This window comes from Marinobacter sp. (assembly GCF_040882185.1).
Taxonomy (GTDB): Bacteria; Pseudomonadota; Gammaproteobacteria; order Pseudomonadales; family Oleiphilaceae; genus Marinobacter.
Genome location: NZ_JBBEBW010000020.1, coordinates 313,154 through 328,128, shown reverse-complemented (window position 1 = coordinate 328,128; position 14,975 = coordinate 313,154). Strand labels below are relative to the sequence as shown.

Genomic DNA, 14,975 nt, shown 5'->3' with positions numbered 1-14,975 from the left:
CTTCTGATAAACGCAGTGCGACGAGCCGAGCCTTCGGGAATGGCCTTTAGTGGTGATAATCCAGCCAGCGCTTGTGTATCATAGCGCCTTTATTCTGAATTGGCGGAAACGTCCATGACAATGCTGCTAATGACCGGACTTTACCTGATATTGGGTGCGTTCGCTGGCGTGCTTGCCAGCCTTTTCGGCCTTGGCGGCGGATTCATCATTGTACTGATCGCCAGCTTTGATTGGCATCCGTTTTCTGATCTGAACTGAGAGTCCGTTTATGCTTCGTCATCCCGAATTTGACCCGGTTGCCATATCCCTTGGTCCGATAAAAGTTCACTGGTATGGCCTGACCTATCTGGTCGGCTTTCTGGTGGGCTGGTGGCTGGGTCGGTTGCGCGCCCGAAAACCCGGTTCACCGGTCACAGAGGAGCAGATGAGCGATCTTTTGTTCTACATCGCCCTCGGCGTCATTCTGGGCGGCCGGTTCGGATATGTGATCTTCTATAATTTTGATCAGTTTCTTGGTGATCCGCTCTGGTTGCTGCGGGTGTGGGAGGGGGGAATGTCCTTCCACGGGGGCCTGATCGGTGTGATGCTCGCGTTCTGGTGGTTTGGTCGTAAAATCGGCCGCAGTTTTTTCCAGATTGCCGATTTCGTTGCCCCTCTTGTACCAGTAGGTCTGGGTGCTGGCCGGATTGGCAACTTCATCAACGGTGAGCTTTGGGGCAAGCCGACCGATGTGTCATGGGGGATGGTGTTTCCGCAGGCCCAGGATACCCTGGCGCGACACCCTTCCCAGCTTTATCAGTTTGCCCTGGAAGGTGTGCTGTTCTTCATTCTGCTGTGGTGGTTTTCATCGAAACCCCGACCTCGCATGGCGGTCAGCGGCTGTTTCCTGTTGCTCTATGGCATTTTCCGGTTTTTGGTGGAGTTTGTGCGTCAGCCGGACCCGCAGCTTGGCTACCTGGCATTTGACTGGCTCACCATGGGACAGGTGTTATCTTTCCCGATGATACTCGCCGGATTGGCGATGATTGCTTTTGCCTACAGGAGAGACGTTAGATGAAAGCCTACCTGGAGCTGATGAAAGACGTGGTTGATAACGGTATGGATCGTGGAGATCGTACCGGCGTGGGTACCCGTTCGGTGTTTGGTCGCCAGATCCGTTTCGATCTGACCGACGGTTTTCCGTTGGTCACCACCAAGAAAATCCATCTGCGCAGCATTATCTACGAATTGTTGTGGTTCCTGGCGGGTTCTACAGATAATCGCTGGCTGCAGGAGCGCAAGGTCAATATCTGGAACGAATGGGCGTTAGAGGACGGTGATCTCGGGCCAATATACGGCAAGCAGTGGCGAAGCTGGCAGTGCCCCAGTGGTGATGTGGTTGACCAGATTCAGGAGGTGATTCATCAGATCAGGACCAAACCCAATTCCCGAAGACTGGTGGTGTCGGCCTGGAACCCGGCTGAACTACCGGATGAATCGTTGAGCCCTCAGGCCAACGTTGAAGCTGGCCGGATGGCGCTCGCACCGTGCCATTGCCTATTTCAATTCTACGTCGCTGACGGTCGGCTCTCCTGCCAGTTATACCAGCGCAGTGCAGACCTTTTCTTGGGGGTGCCTTTTAACATTGCCTCCTACAGCCTGTTAACTCACATCATTGCGCAGCAGTGCGATCTGGAAGTAGGTGAGTTTGTGCACACCTTTGGAGACTGCCACCTTTACCAGAACCATCTCACGGATGACATCGTGTTTGAACAACTCAACCGTCAGCCTCGCCCTTTGCCAAAGCTGAAAATAAAGCGCAAACCAGCGTCGGTGTTTGAGTACGAGCTGGAAGATTTTGAGTTTGAGGGTTATGAGCCATATCTGGCGATTAAGGCCCCCATCGCAATTTGAGCCGTTCTTGTGCTCAGGTTCTGTCGCCAAACAAACCGGAGGTGAGTCCTTATGCGAAAGGCACTGATTGTCGCTATGTCAAGGAACCGGGTTATCGGTCGGAATAATGCATTGCCCTGGTACCTGCCGGAGGATTTACGTTATTTCAAGCAAGCGACTATGGGAAAGCCCATTATCATGGGCCGTAAAACCTGGGATTCAATTGGACGACCATTGCCCGGGCGGTTGAATATAGTGGTTACCCGTGACAGGGATTGGCAGCCGCCCGCAGGTGCCGTCAGAGATACATCCCTTGAGCAGGCCTTTGTCCGCGCCACCGCGCAGGCAGAACTTGAGGATGGCGACGAGGTCATGGTGATCGGAGGTGGGCAGATTTTTGCCGATGTGCTGCCACAGATAGATCGGATGTACGTTACCGAGGTGCACGCAGAAGTTGAGGGTGACGCGTACTTTCCGGAGGTCAATTGGGATGAGTGGGAGGAAATCGGACGGGAGGATTTTTCCGCGTCCGATAATAACCCTTACGACTACAGCTTCGTCATTTATCAGCGTTTGTCGTCGGTCTGACGGACGGGTCGCTTGCTTGGTGGCTTGCCGCCGGGCTTACCACCAGGCTTGCCGCCTTTAAATGGGGGTTTGTTAGGACCCCCTCTGCCAGCGCCTTTCTTGAAGCCCGGCTTGGGCCCGCGACGCTCATTGCCGCCATCACGACCGCGACGCTCCGGTGACGGAATTGGCAGCGCGGCAGGTTGCTCCAGTGGCAACGCGCCGGGCTGAGCCGTTTCCATCCAGCATGCCATCGCACCGGCGAGAATGGTCATATCGATGTTCTTGCGTTCTGAAATGCCTCTCAGCATCTCAACCGCTTTTTCAAGTTTACGGTCTTCTGCAAAGGTCATCAGTTGGGTTTCAAACTGCTCTTCCCGCATTTTCTGCAGGTCGGTAGGGGAAGGCAACTGGTAAGCTTCCATTGGCGAGTTGGTAGCGCGCTCAAGGGTGCGCAGCCAACTGCGTTCCCGTGGCGTAACCAGCAAAATCGCCTTGCCTTCGCGGCCAGCACGACCGGTACGGCCAATACGGTGAATATAAGCTTCAGTATCGTACGGTACGTCGTAGTTGATAACGTGAGTGATCCTGGGGACATCAAGACCCCGCGCCGCCACGTCCGTAGCAACTACAATATCCCGTTTACCGCTTTTAAGATCTTCGACGGTCAGCTCGCGCTGGCGCTGATTGAGATCACCGTTCAACGGCGCTACCGCATGACCGCGGGCTGAGAGCTTTTCTGCCAGCAGCGTGGTTTCCGCTTTCGTGCGCACAAAGATAATGGTGGCATCGAAGGGCTCAACTTCCAGTATGCGGGTCAGGGCGTCGAGCTTACGTTCAGCATAAACCGGTAGAACAAACTGTTTGGTGCGCGCAACAGTCTTGGTCTGACTTTCAATTTTGACTTCAGCGGCATTGCTCAGGTAGGTCTGCGCCACTTTCCGGATCGGGCCGGGCATGGTGGCAGAGAACAAGGCGCGTTGGCAGTTGTCCGGCGTAGCTGCCAGTATTTCTTCAACGTCGTCAATGAACCCCATGCGAAGCATCTCGTCGGCTTCGTCCAGAACCAGTGCTTTGACGGTATCAAGTTTCAGAGTGCCGCGACGCAAGTGGTCCAGTGTGCGTCCCGGGGTGCCAACGATAACCTGCGCTCCGCGCTTCAGCGCTTTCAGCTGCGGGTAAAAGTCCTGGCCGCCGTAAATCGGCAGAACCTGAAAGCCGCGGATTTTACTGGCGTAGGTGGTAAACGCCTCGGCCACCTGAATGGCCAACTCGCGGGTTGGCGTCAAAACAAGAATCTGGGGTTCTTTGGCATTGTGATCGATGCGACTCAGCAACGGCAGCGCAAAGGCGGCCGTTTTACCGGTGCCGGTCTGGGCGGTACCCAGCAAATTATCGCCGCTGAGCAACAGCGGAATGGCCTGTTCCTGAATCGGAGATGGTTTTTCATAACCGACAGCAACCACGGCTTCGAGGACGGCGGGATCAAGACCGAGATCGGCAAAAGACAATTCAGACATTAATGTACTCGGAATTCTGGGAAGGAGGAGATGCATCGCAAGGCAATGCGTTAATAGTGTTTATGGTAGTCGATTTGGTCGGGATTTGATAGACATGATTCGTTCATAACTGTATGCATTTGCCCTCACCGAGTTCGGATCGGGTTATGGTGACGGATGCAAATCGATTCCGAACTGAGGAAACTTCGTGAAACCAATAGAAACAATAAAAGTGCTAGCAGCCAGCGTGATTGCGGTTGTGGTCATGGTGGGTATTGCCCGGTTCTCCTACACGCCGATGATCCCCGAGATGGTAGCGGCGCTTGGGTTGAGCAAATCAGTGGTAGGCATGTTGGCAACGGTGAATTACGCCGGATACCTCACCGGTGCGGTCGTTATCACCCGGATCAGCGATCTTGATCTCAAAGTGCGGTTGTACCAGCTCGGGCTGGTGGTTGCGGTGATTTCGACGGTTCTCATGGGGTATACAACCAACGTGTGGTTGTGGTTCCTGTTGCGCTTTGTCTCTGGCCTGAGCACGTCAGCGGGTATGTTGCTGGGGGCAGGTCTGCTGATGAGCTGGCTGATCAAGAATAATCAAAAATCAGAACTCGGGGTGTTCTTCTCAGGTATCGGACTCGGGATTGTGTTAACTGCGGTGGTGGCAGAGCTGATTAAGGAGACTTTTGCCTGGGATCAACAGTGGGTGATTTACGGGCTGGTGGCGCTGGTGCTGCTGGTGCCTGCCTGGCGCTGGATGCCGGATTACCGGGCCTGCACCTTGCCCCGGACTGGAGGTGCCGCCGCCGGGGATGAGAGAAGCCGGTTTATCCGAATTCTGCAACTGGCCTATTTCTGTGCCGGGGTTGGCTATGTAGTGACAGCGACGTTTTTGGTGGCCATCGCCGAGTCCATGCCCGAGCTCAGGGGCCACGGCTGGCTGATCTGGCTCATTGCCGGCCTTGCCGCTACACCCGCCTGCTGGCTCTGGGACGTGTTCTCGCGTCGCTGGGGGCAATGGCTGGCGCTGTATTTGGCCTATGCGCTCAATGCTGTGAGTATTCTGATGTTGATCGTCGATACCAGCATGGCCAGTGTGATGCTCAGTGCAGTGATTTATGGCGCTGGCTTTATTGGTATTGTCAGCATGATGCTGGCGATGGTAGGGCGTGTGTTTCCCGAAAACCCGTCCCGACCCATGAGCCGACTGACCTTCAGTTATGGTATTGCCCAGATGCTGGCGCCCGCCGTGGTGGGGTACCTGGCCGATGTGGAGGGTAATTACACCAACGGCCTCTGGCTCACCCTGATTGTGATGGCACTCGGTGTGGTCGTGCTACATTTTGCGCGCAAGACACAACAGCGAGAGCAGGGCGCGCCCGCACCGTTCCCGGATTAACGTCCGGGCGTCTGACTCGCAGTGCCGTTAGTCCATTTCGGCTAACGTGTCGCTGACGATACCTGAATCCCGAAGACCTCCGAATCGCTTGTAAAACTTGTCACCTGGCCCCGGCAATGGGCCGGAGGCGTTCTCCAAGGTCTGATCCAGCCATTGTTCGGCGCGCACATGGATTTTCCGGTACAGGTTGCGACACAGCTGCTTGGCACTGCGGCCCTCCCAGTCACCCGGTAAAAGTTCTTCGGGCAGCAGCGGGTCCCGGAGCAGGATTTTGCGATATTCGTGAATCAGGAGGATCCGGAGAATCAGGCATTCCTCCGGGCCCAGGGTGTCTTCGGACTGCAGCTCACGCCAGAGGGGTCGGAATTGCGTCAGGAAGCGTCGGTAACGGCCTCCAAGCTCCTCCAGGTTCCAGCTTTCGCGGACCTGCAGGCGAAGTGCCCGGGGACTTTTCTGCTCCATCGGAATGGTTTGCATCACGACGGTGTCGTCCAGAGCGCCCCATTCCTGCAACATCGGAATCAGTTCGCTGCGGGTAAACCGAGGGTGTTCCATCAGCCCCGGGGCCATGCTACCAAAGCTGAGCCACTTCAATTCTTCCCGAACCTTCTGGCGTAGTTCCGGGGCCAGCTGATTCAGGTATACAAGGCACCAGCTACCGCTCCATTCCTCAGTATCGAGATTGTAAACGTGCTGGAAGGCCTGTTCGAACCGACGTAGACCCTGGCCTGTGAGGCTGTAATAGCTGCAGCGTCCGACCTTTTCGGTTTGCAGCCAGGATTCCTGAACCAGTCGATACACTGACGTGCGTACTAGCCGCTGGCTGATACCCATGGGCTCGAGCAGCTTCATCAGGCTGCCAAGCCAGACATTCCCACCGCGGGGAACGATGGCATCACCATAGATGCTAATGATGAGAGAACCGGCCCGGAGTGGTCGCTTCTTTTGGAAGTTTTTGACGAGCAGTTCGAGTTGGCTTTTTGCAGTCATGGGCCTAGGTTCGCAAACAAGAATCAATGAAACACGTGGCCCGTATTATGCGGGTCTTGCGTGTCAGGTAAAGGTTTGTCTCTTTCATGGCCATTCTGGCGCCTTGGCTCAGTGTCGGCTTTACTTAAGAAGTGTCAGTCAGGCTCCCTGAAATCGGTTGACATGAAAGTTATGATACAATAACTTCGTTTGATATTCGTCTGTGGTATCGAATTATACCGAGAACGAAGTAACAAAAAATATACTCATAAGCCCCTGCACAATTCGGGAGAACAAAAATAATGCTTAAAACAATGATACGTCGCGCCGGGAAATGCGCAGCGGTTGCAGCTGCCGGTCTCATGATGATGAGCGCCCAGGCTGCTGAACCGATTAAAATTGGGTCGTTCCTGTCTGTGACAGGTCCGGCGTCCTTCCTTGGTGATCCCGAGCTGAAAACGCTCGAGATGTACGTGGAAAAAATTAATGAGGATGGTGGTGTTCTGGGCCGCCCACTCGAACTGATCCATTATGACGATGTTGGAAACGCCTCTTCTGCGCGCAACTTCGCCAGCCGTCTGATTCGGTCGGACCAGGTAGATATTATCGTTGGCGGCAGTACCACTGGCGCCACCATGGCGGCGGTGCCTCTGATTGAGCAGGCGCAGGTTCCCTTTATTTCCCTGGCGGGCGCTGTCGTTATTACCACCCCAGTGAAAAAGTGGGTCTTCAAGACGCCTCAGTCGGATCGCATGGCGGCAGAGCGCATTCTCGCTGACATGAAAGAGCGCGGTATCACCAAGATCGGTCTGATTTCCGGTACCGATGGTTTTGGCAGTTCCGGTCGTACCCAGACTCTTGAAGTGGCAGAGCAGATGGGAATGGAAGTATTGGCGGACGTCACTTACAGCGGATCTGATACAGATATGACGGCCCAGCTGACCAATATCCGTAACACGAAAGGTGTGGAAGCGGTTCTTAATTTCGGTTTCGGTCAGGGCCCGGCAATTGTAACCCGCAATTATGCTCAGCTTGGTATGGAACTGCCGTTCTACCAGTCTCACGGCGTCGCCTCTGATGGTTTCCTCGAGCTGGCCGGCTCCTCCGCCGAAAGTCTTCGACTGCCAGCTTCACCGCTACTGGTTCCGGACTCATTGCCGGATAACGACCCCCAGAAAGAAGTAGTCCAGAACTACAAGGCTGAATATGAGGCCCGGTGGGATGCCAAGGTGTCAACCTTTGGTGCCTATGCCTACGACGGCCTGATGTTGGCGGTCCGCGCCTTTGAAGAGGCCGGTTCGACGGACCCTGAGGCGGTTCGAGAGGCGCTGGAAAACATCACGGGTTATGTTGGTGTAACCGGTGAATTCAACATGTCTCCGGAGGACCATAATGGCCTCAATGCAGATTCGTTCCGCATTCTGGAAGTTAAGGATGGCAATTGGAAGCTGATCAACTGATACCCCTTTAACCTGTCTCTCGGCTGGCGGCTGTTCTCGTAGGACAGGTCGCCAGCCGATGTTCGACCGGAACCACCGCTATGCTCGCAGAATTCCTACAGTACCTGTTTACCGGGATTACTATCGGCGCGACCTATGCCCTGATAGCTCTTGGTTTTACCCTTATTTACAACGCCAGCCACGTTATCAACTTCGCCCAGGGCGAATTCTTGATGATTGGAGGCATGGCGACGGTTTCCCTGACGGCGATGGGCGTACCGATGATTGTGGCGGTCGTGCTCGCGGTTATCCTGGCTGGCCTCCTGGGGATTGCGCTTCAGCGTCTCGCGATCGCTCCCGCCAAACAGGCGGATGTGGTGACCCTGATTATTATTACCATTGGCGCGTCCATCTTTATCCGCGGTGTCGCCCAGGTAGTGTGGGGCAAGCAATACCACGTGATGCAGAATTTCAGCACTAGTGAGCCGATCGAGGTATTCGGTGCCGTGCTTAATAGTCAGAGCCTCTGGGTTTTGGGTGTCGGCGCGGTGTTGGTGGTCGCGCTGGTGTTGTTCTTCACCAAGACGCTGATTGGCAAGGCTATTCTGGCCACCTCCATGAACAAGGAAGCAGCACGTCTGGTCGGTATCCGTACTCAGATGGTTCTGATGCTGGCGTTTATGGTTTCTGCAGTGCTTGGTTCAGTTGCTGGCATTGTGGTGGCTCCCATTACGTTCACGTCCTACGACATCGGCATCATCCTCGGCCTGAAAGGTTTCGTTGCTGCGGCCATCGGTGGCCTTGGCAGCGGGGTGGGTGCTGTGGTCGGGGGCCTCGCCCTTGGCGTTGTTGAAGCCATGGCGTCAGGCTATCTCTCCTCTGATTACAAGGACGCGGTGGCGTTTTCCATGATTCTGCTGGTGCTTTTCTTCATGCCCCGCGGATTATTTGGTGCCAAAGTTGTGGAGCGCGTCTGATGCTGAACCGGTTTATGCAATCGCGCCTGCGAGGTCTGGTGATCCTCGCGCTCATTCTGATTATTCTTCCGGTCTTTCTGGGCAATCCGTTTCATTATGAACTAGTCATCCAGATGGCTATTATTGCCGCGACCGTTATCGGCCTGAACCTGCTGGTCGGCTTTGCTGGCCAGATCAGTCTCGGCCACGCCGGTTTCTTTGGCCTCGGCGCCTATTTCTCTGGTATTGCCACGGGAACCTATGGCTGGTCGTCATTGCCAGCGTTGGTGGTGGGTGCCATTGTCGTGGGTTTTATTGCCTGGATTGTAGGGCGCCCGATCCTTCGTCTTAAAGGGCATTACCTGTCCATGGCAACCCTGGCGGTCGGCTTTATCATTGCCATTATCTTGAACAACGAGCGTGCCATGACGGGTGGCCCCGATGGTATGCCAGTTCCTGCGTTCGAAGTATTCGGCTGGGAGCTCAGTACCTTTGGCCAATATTCCTTGTTGGGGCTGGAGATTTCCGGCGTTCAGGCCTGGTATATCCTGGCCAGTGTGGTTCTTCTGCTGGCGGTCTGGTTCGCCCTGAATCTGATTGAATCGCCCATTGGCCGGGCACTACGCTCCGTGAAAGGTTCGGAAGTGGCTGCCAGCGTGGTGGGAGTGAACACCGCGAAGTACAAAAGCCTTGTTTTTGTTATCTCCGCTGTTTATGCGAGCGTTATGGGAAGTTTTTACGCCCACTTTCAGGGTTTTATCACGCCGGCGGTTGCAAGCTTCGAATTTTCCATTCTCTTTATCACCATGGTTGTTCTCGGCGGCATGGGCTCGACCTTCGGGGTAATTCTGGGCGCGGTGGTACTGAAACTATTGCCTCAGGTGCTGGCTGATTTTCAGGAACTGGAAACGGTGATGTTCGGCCTGATCCTGATGCTTACCATGATTTTCATGCCCAAGGGTCTGCTCCCGACTCTGACCGCAATCGTCTCCAGACGAATGCGTAAGAAAGCGGGAGATGGGGCATGACTGCACTGGTTGAAGTCAAAGAGCTGGATAAGGCCTTTGGTGGTGTTCATGCGGTGGAAGGGGTCAGTTTCGCAGTGGAGGCCGGGCAGGTTTTTTCCGTGATCGGCCCCAACGGCGCTGGCAAGACCACGCTGTTCAACCTCATCACCGGCCTCTACACCCCGACAAAAGGCGAGATTCTGCTTAACGGTGAGAGTACCGCCAAGCTGGAACCGAATCAGCTAGCGGAACGGGGTATGTGTCGGACCTTTCAACAGATGCAGATCTGCATGAATATGACCGCCATTGAAAATGTAATGCTGGGCCGGCACCTTCATCTCAAAAGCAGCCTGTTCACCACGCTGTTCCGGTTGCCGTCGCTGCGGCGTAACGAGGCAGCTGCCCGTGAGCGCGCGGCCGATCTGATGAAGTACGTTGGCTGTGGTAATTACCTGAATTCAGAAGCCTCGGCGATGTCATACGGTGCTCTCAAACGCCTCGAGATTGCACGGGCTCTTGCTGCAGAGCCCAAGGTCATCCTGCTGGATGAGCCGGCTGCTGGCCTGAACGCCGTAGAAACGTCGGCTCTGGAAGAGTTAATCCGGAAAATCGCGGAACAGGGCATCACTGTGATGCTGGTTGAGCACGACATGAAGCTGGTGATGAATATATCTGACCGGTTACTGGTGCTGAACTATGGTCGCGTTCTGACCCAGGGTACACCCGAGGAAATCCGTCAGAACCCGGAGGTTATAGCCGCCTATCTGGGTGGCAGCTGTACCCAAGAGCAGTTTGGTGGCCGGGGCCTCAAGCACGCGGATCGGGTGACAGCGCCGCATGCGAAGAAGGAAATGCTGTCCATTAAGGGGTTGGCAACCTCTTACGGTCAGATCGAGGCGCTGCACGATATTGATGTCCGCATCAATAGCGGTGAGATCGTTTCGTTGGTGGGCGCCAATGGTGCGGGCAAATCCACCCTGCTCATGACCATTTCCGGATTACAGCCCACGGACGGGGGCACGATTACGTTCGAGGGCAAGGATCTGGCGAAGGTTCCTGCTGATCAACGGGTTGCGGATGGCATCGTGCAGGTACCGGAGGGGCGACAGGTGTTCAAGAACCTCAGTGTGCACGACAACCTGCTGCTCGGCGCCTACAGCCGTGGCAAGACGCCGGAGGTCCTGGAGGATCTGGAACGCATATATACCAGGTTTCCTATTCTTCGCCAGAAGCGTCATAACCTGGCGGGCGAGCTGTCCGGTGGCCAACAACAGATGCTGGCCATGGGTCGGGCGCTTATGGCCAAGCCAAGACTGCTGCTTATGGATGAACCCAGCATGGGTCTGGCGCCGCTGATCATCGAAGAGATTTTCAATATCGTCAAAGAGCTCAAGGAAGAAGGTATTACCATCTTCCTGGTCGAGCAGAATGCGTCCCAGGCACTGGCGTTGGCCGACCGTGGTTATGTGCTTGAAACCGGAAAAGTGGTTGTTGAAGGAACTGGCCGCGAACTGCTCAGCAATGAGAAAGTTCGCGAGGCTTACCTGGGCATGTGATGTTTCAGGATCCGGTGCACTTGAAGAGTTGTAAGGGCTTCAAACAGGGTTTACCTCTTTGTCCTGCCGGGTGCGTATCAAGGTAGGACGGCCGGTGTCCAGCGCCTTGATCAACTGCGACTGTTTTTCCCGGATACCTTCTGCCGCCTGTTGCCGTACCGGCCCATAGCCACGCACGTCGGCTGGCAGTTCTGCCAGTTGCAGAAAGGTCTCATAGTTGCTGGTGTCCAGTTCCCGACCAATACGGGCCACCAGGTTCTGATAGTCAGTCAGCATGGCGCGATCCAGCTTCCGGTCCGCGGAGTAACGGAACGGATCCATCACCGTGCCACGCAGAGTGCGGAGTTTTGCCAGTAGTGTGAAGGCCCGGAAAATCCAGGGGCCGAACCGGCGCTTTTTCGGGCGCCCCTGCGCATCGGTTTCGCTGTTGAGCAGAGGTGGGGCCAGGTGGAAGTGCACTTTGAAGTCCCCCTCGAACGTTTCCTCCACCTCTTTCATGAAGCCGGTTTCTGCGAACAAGCGGGCCACTTCGTACTCGTCCTTGTAAGCCATAAAACGATACAGTTGCTGTGCCACGGCTCGGGTCAGCAGCAGGTTGCTTTCTCCCAGAACTTCCTCGGCTTTGCAGACGTCGGCTACCGTGCTCCGGTACTGGTCGGCCCACCGCTGATCCTGATAGTTGATCAGGTGGTTGTAGCGGGTCTCGATAAGCTCATCCAGTGTCGGTTCGGCTTTCAACTCAGCTGTCTGCGAGTCGCTGTCTTCCAGCAGATTCGTGACTGCATTCAGTTTGACAGCCGCCAGTTGGCCCCAGCCGAAGGCTTCCTTGTTGCGTTCGATGGCGACGCCATTGAGTTCAATGGCCTTCATCAGAGCTGCTTTGGACAGAGGTAGCAGGCCTTTCTGCCAGGAAAATCCGAGCATCATCACATTGGAGAACACGGTATCACCCATCAGCTTCTCGGCGATGCCAGTGGCGTCGAGTTGATCAAGATGGTCCCCACCTACGGCAGCCCGGAGCAGGCCCAGCCGTTTGCTGGCCTGCATATCGGCGTCGCGGAAGAGCACGTAGTCGGCGGTGGGCAGTTCTGCTTCGTTGGCGACAATCCGGGTATGGTTCGGCCGCAGTACACTTAACGCTTTCTGGGAGGAAGCGACCACCATATCGCAAGCAATCACCGCGTCGGCCTGGCCATTGCTGATCCTTACCTGATGCAGTTTGTCCGGGGACGGCGCCAGGCGTACGTAGCTCAGAACGGTGCCGCCTTTCTGGGCGAAACCGGTGAAATCCAGTACCGAGGCGCCCCGTGATTCCAGGTGCGCTGCCATAGTGACCAACTGGCCCACTGTGACGACGCCGGTGCCGCCAACACCGCCAACGAGGAGATCATAGGAGCCGGTCAACACAGGAATTCTTGGGGCCGGTACCTTAGCCAATCTGCTGGTCAGTATCGAGCCGGTGTCCATGCCACGGGACTTGCGTAGTTGGCCGCCTTCAACGGTGACAAAGCTGGGACAGAAGCCGTTAACGCAGGAGAAATCCTTGTTGCAGGAAGACTGATCGATCTTGCGCTTACGGCCCAGTTCGGTTTTGCGCGGCACCACCGCAAGGCAGTTGGACTGCACCGAGCAATCTCCACAACCCTCACAGACATGGTGGTTGATAAAGACCCGTTTTGCCGGATCCGGGAACTGGTTACGCTTGCGGCGCCGGCGCTTTTCAGCGGCACAGGTCTGGTCGTAGATCAGAACGCTGCAGCCGGAAATAGTCCGGAGTTCCCGCTGAACCGTATCCAGCTCGGAACGGTCGTGGAAGCTGACGTCTTTCGGAAATTGGTCTCTGTGGCCATCGTACTTTTCTGGTTCGTCACTGAGCACGACTACTCGGCGAACCCCTTCCGCCGCTACCTGCTGGGCAATCATCGGAACGGTGATCTGGCCATCCACGGGCTGGCCGCCAGTCATGGCCACGGCGTCATTGAAGAGAATCTTATAGGTGATGTTGATGCCTGCAGCCACGGCCTGGCGGATGGCCATGGAGCCGGAATGGAAATAGGTGCCTTCCCCCAGGTTCTGGAACACGTGGGGGTTGCCGATATAGCGGCTCTTACCGATCCAGTTGACCCCTTCGCCACCCATCTGGATCAGGGACTCCGTGTTCCGGCCCATCCAGGAAGCCATAAAGTGACAGCCGATGCCCGCGAGCGCTTTGCTGCCGTCCGGCACTTTGGTGGAGGTGTTGTGAGGGCAACCGGCGCAGAAATAGGGAAGCCGCCTGACGCCCCCCGGGTCCTGGGCATTGGACATGGCGCTGATCTCAGCCATACGCTCGCTGTAGTCCATGGAGAAGAAGCGACCGAGCCGGGCGGAGAGGAAGCCGGCCACCAGCTTCGGACTCAGCTCGCCCACATAGGGAATCAGCGGGCGTCCCAGTTCGTCCTGTTTGCCGGTAATCAGCACCTCCCCGGGGCGGTCCGGCTCAGACATATATTCCTTGATCTGGCTCTCGATGATGCCTCGCTTTTCTTCGATCACCAACACCTCTTCCTTACCGTGAACGAAGCTGAGGATGCCGCGACGCTCCAAAGGCCAGACCATACCGATTTTGTAGATATCCAACCCCATATCCCGGGCCCGGTCCTCAGTAATACCGAGCAGGTCCAGAGCTTCGAGCAGATCCAGATGGCCCTTGCCAGTCGTGACAATGCCGAAGCGAGCTGCCGGGTTATTGAACAGGCAGCGGTCGATAGGATTGGCTCTGGCGAAGGCCTGCACGGCGGCGAGCTTATGTTCGATACGGGTTTCCAGTTGCGGGCCGGGCAGGTCCGGCCAGCGGTAGTGGAGGCCGCTTTCGGGGGCGGTAAAGTCGTCGGGTGTCAGGAATTCCGGCTGGGGTGGCAGCTCCACGGACGCCGCACTTTCCACGGTTTCGGAGATGGCCTTGAACCCGACCCAGCAGCCGCTGTAGCGGGACAGGGCGTAGCCCCAGAGGCCGAATTCCAGATACTCGGCGATGTTGGCCGGGTTGATGGTGGGCATAAAGAAACTCATGAAGGCCACATCGGACTGGTGGGGCATTGATGAGGAGACGCAGCCGTGGTCGTCCCCGGCGACAACGAGAACGCCGCCATGGGGGGAGGAACCATAGGTGGTGCCATGCTTGAGCGCATCACCGGCTCGATCTACGCCTGGGCCTTTGCCGTACCAGAGGCCGAACACCCCATCCACCTGCCGGTCGTCGTCGGTTTCTACCTGCTGGGTGCCCAGCATAATGGTTGCCGCGAGATCCTCGTTGATGGCCGGAACAAAGTCGATGCGGTTTTCATCCAGCAGGGTTTGGGCTTGCCAGAGCGCCAGGTCGTAGGCTCCTAGCGGCGAACCCCGGTAGCCGCTGACAAGCCCTGCCGTGTTTAATCCCTGTTTTCGATCAAGCTCTGCCTGCATCAGGGGAATGCGAACCAGTGCCTGTGTTCCGGTCAGGAAAACCCGGCCTGACGTTCGCAAGTAGCGGTCTTCCAACTGGTAGTCGTCAAGCTGGCGGGTATCAGCGGCCATGGCGCGCTCCTTATTGTTTACTTTATGACCAGAATTCTAGAGGGAAGTGCGCAAAAGGTGCTTGCTTATTTAGAGGGTTTTTTTCAATGTAGAGAAAGAAAATTTTTTAAATCACTATAAAAAGAAAGAACCTTTGACAAAAATTGGGTGTTACCA

Annotated in this window: 12 protein-coding genes; 9 read left to right on the top strand and 3 right to left on the bottom strand. The window is 56.0% G+C overall.

Annotated elements, in window-relative coordinates; genetic code table 11:
- Window positions 1-114 precede the first annotated feature (114 nt).
- The 4 genes from WEB64_RS12250 to WEB64_RS12235 are packed head-to-tail and all read left to right on the top strand — an operon-like array spanning window position 115 to window position 2,460.
- Window positions 115-258, top strand: a complete 144-nt coding sequence (locus tag WEB64_RS12250; RefSeq protein WP_368058207.1) for a hypothetical protein — start codon at window positions 115-117, stop codon at window positions 256-258.
- A 10-nt stretch (window positions 259-268) separates the two neighbouring features.
- On the top strand, window positions 269-1,057 hold the full coding sequence (lgt, locus tag WEB64_RS12245; protein WP_368058209.1) for a prolipoprotein diacylglyceryl transferase: 789 nt from the start codon (window positions 269-271) through the stop codon (window positions 1,055-1,057).
- Window positions 1,054-1,893: a thymidylate synthase gene (locus tag WEB64_RS12240; protein ID WP_368058211.1), complete on the top strand. Its 840-nt coding sequence runs from the start codon at window positions 1,054-1,056 to the stop codon at window positions 1,891-1,893. Before lgt ends, WEB64_RS12240 begins: the two co-directional genes overlap by 4 nt.
- A 51-nt stretch (window positions 1,894-1,944) precedes the next feature.
- Window positions 1,945-2,460, top strand: a complete 516-nt coding sequence (locus WEB64_RS12235) for a dihydrofolate reductase (RefSeq protein ID WP_368058213.1) — start codon at window positions 1,945-1,947, stop codon at window positions 2,458-2,460.
- Here the strand turns inward: WEB64_RS12235 and WEB64_RS12230 are convergent.
- Window positions 2,439-3,959, bottom strand: coding sequence for a DEAD/DEAH box helicase (locus tag WEB64_RS12230; RefSeq protein WP_368058215.1), 1,521 nt, complete (start codon window positions 3,957-3,959; stop codon window positions 2,439-2,441). The genes WEB64_RS12235 and WEB64_RS12230 overlap by 22 nt on opposite strands.
- 187 nt (window positions 3,960-4,146) lie before the next feature.
- Between WEB64_RS12230 and WEB64_RS12225 the strand changes: the two genes are divergently transcribed.
- Entirely contained in the window at window positions 4,147-5,337 is a 1,191-nt protein-coding gene (locus WEB64_RS12225) for a YbfB/YjiJ family MFS transporter (RefSeq protein WP_368058217.1), read from the top strand.
- Window positions 5,338-5,364: 27 nt separating this feature from the next.
- Here the strand turns inward: WEB64_RS12225 and paaX are convergent, their stop codons facing one another.
- On the bottom strand, window positions 5,365-6,327 hold the full coding sequence (paaX, locus tag WEB64_RS12220) for a phenylacetic acid degradation operon negative regulatory protein PaaX (RefSeq protein ID WP_368058219.1): 963 nt from the start codon (window positions 6,325-6,327) through the stop codon (window positions 5,365-5,367).
- A 281-nt stretch (window positions 6,328-6,608) separates the two neighbouring features.
- Between paaX and WEB64_RS12215 the strand changes: the two genes are divergently transcribed.
- From WEB64_RS12215 to WEB64_RS12200, 4 genes are all read left to right on the top strand, one after another.
- Complete coding sequence (locus WEB64_RS12215; protein ID WP_368058221.1) at window positions 6,609-7,766, top strand: ABC transporter substrate-binding protein; 1,158 nt, start codon at window positions 6,609-6,611, stop codon at window positions 7,764-7,766.
- A gap of 80 nt (window positions 7,767-7,846) precedes the next feature.
- A complete protein-coding gene (locus WEB64_RS12210; protein WP_368058223.1) occupies window positions 7,847-8,722 on the top strand; it encodes a branched-chain amino acid ABC transporter permease in 876 nt (291 codons plus the stop codon).
- A complete protein-coding gene (locus WEB64_RS12205) occupies window positions 8,722-9,729 on the top strand; it encodes a branched-chain amino acid ABC transporter permease (RefSeq protein ID WP_368058225.1) in 1,008 nt (335 codons plus the stop codon). Before WEB64_RS12210 ends, WEB64_RS12205 begins: the two co-directional genes overlap by 1 nt.
- Window positions 9,726-11,264, top strand: coding sequence for an ATP-binding cassette domain-containing protein (locus tag WEB64_RS12200; RefSeq protein ID WP_368058227.1), 1,539 nt, complete (start codon window positions 9,726-9,728; stop codon window positions 11,262-11,264). Before WEB64_RS12205 ends, WEB64_RS12200 begins: the two co-directional genes overlap by 4 nt.
- Window positions 11,265-11,303: 39 nt before the next feature.
- Here the strand turns inward: WEB64_RS12200 and WEB64_RS12195 are convergent, their stop codons facing one another.
- Entirely contained in the window at window positions 11,304-14,819 is a 3,516-nt protein-coding gene (locus WEB64_RS12195; RefSeq protein WP_368058229.1) for an indolepyruvate ferredoxin oxidoreductase family protein, read from the bottom strand.
- Between the last annotated feature and the right edge of the window lie 156 nt (window positions 14,820-14,975).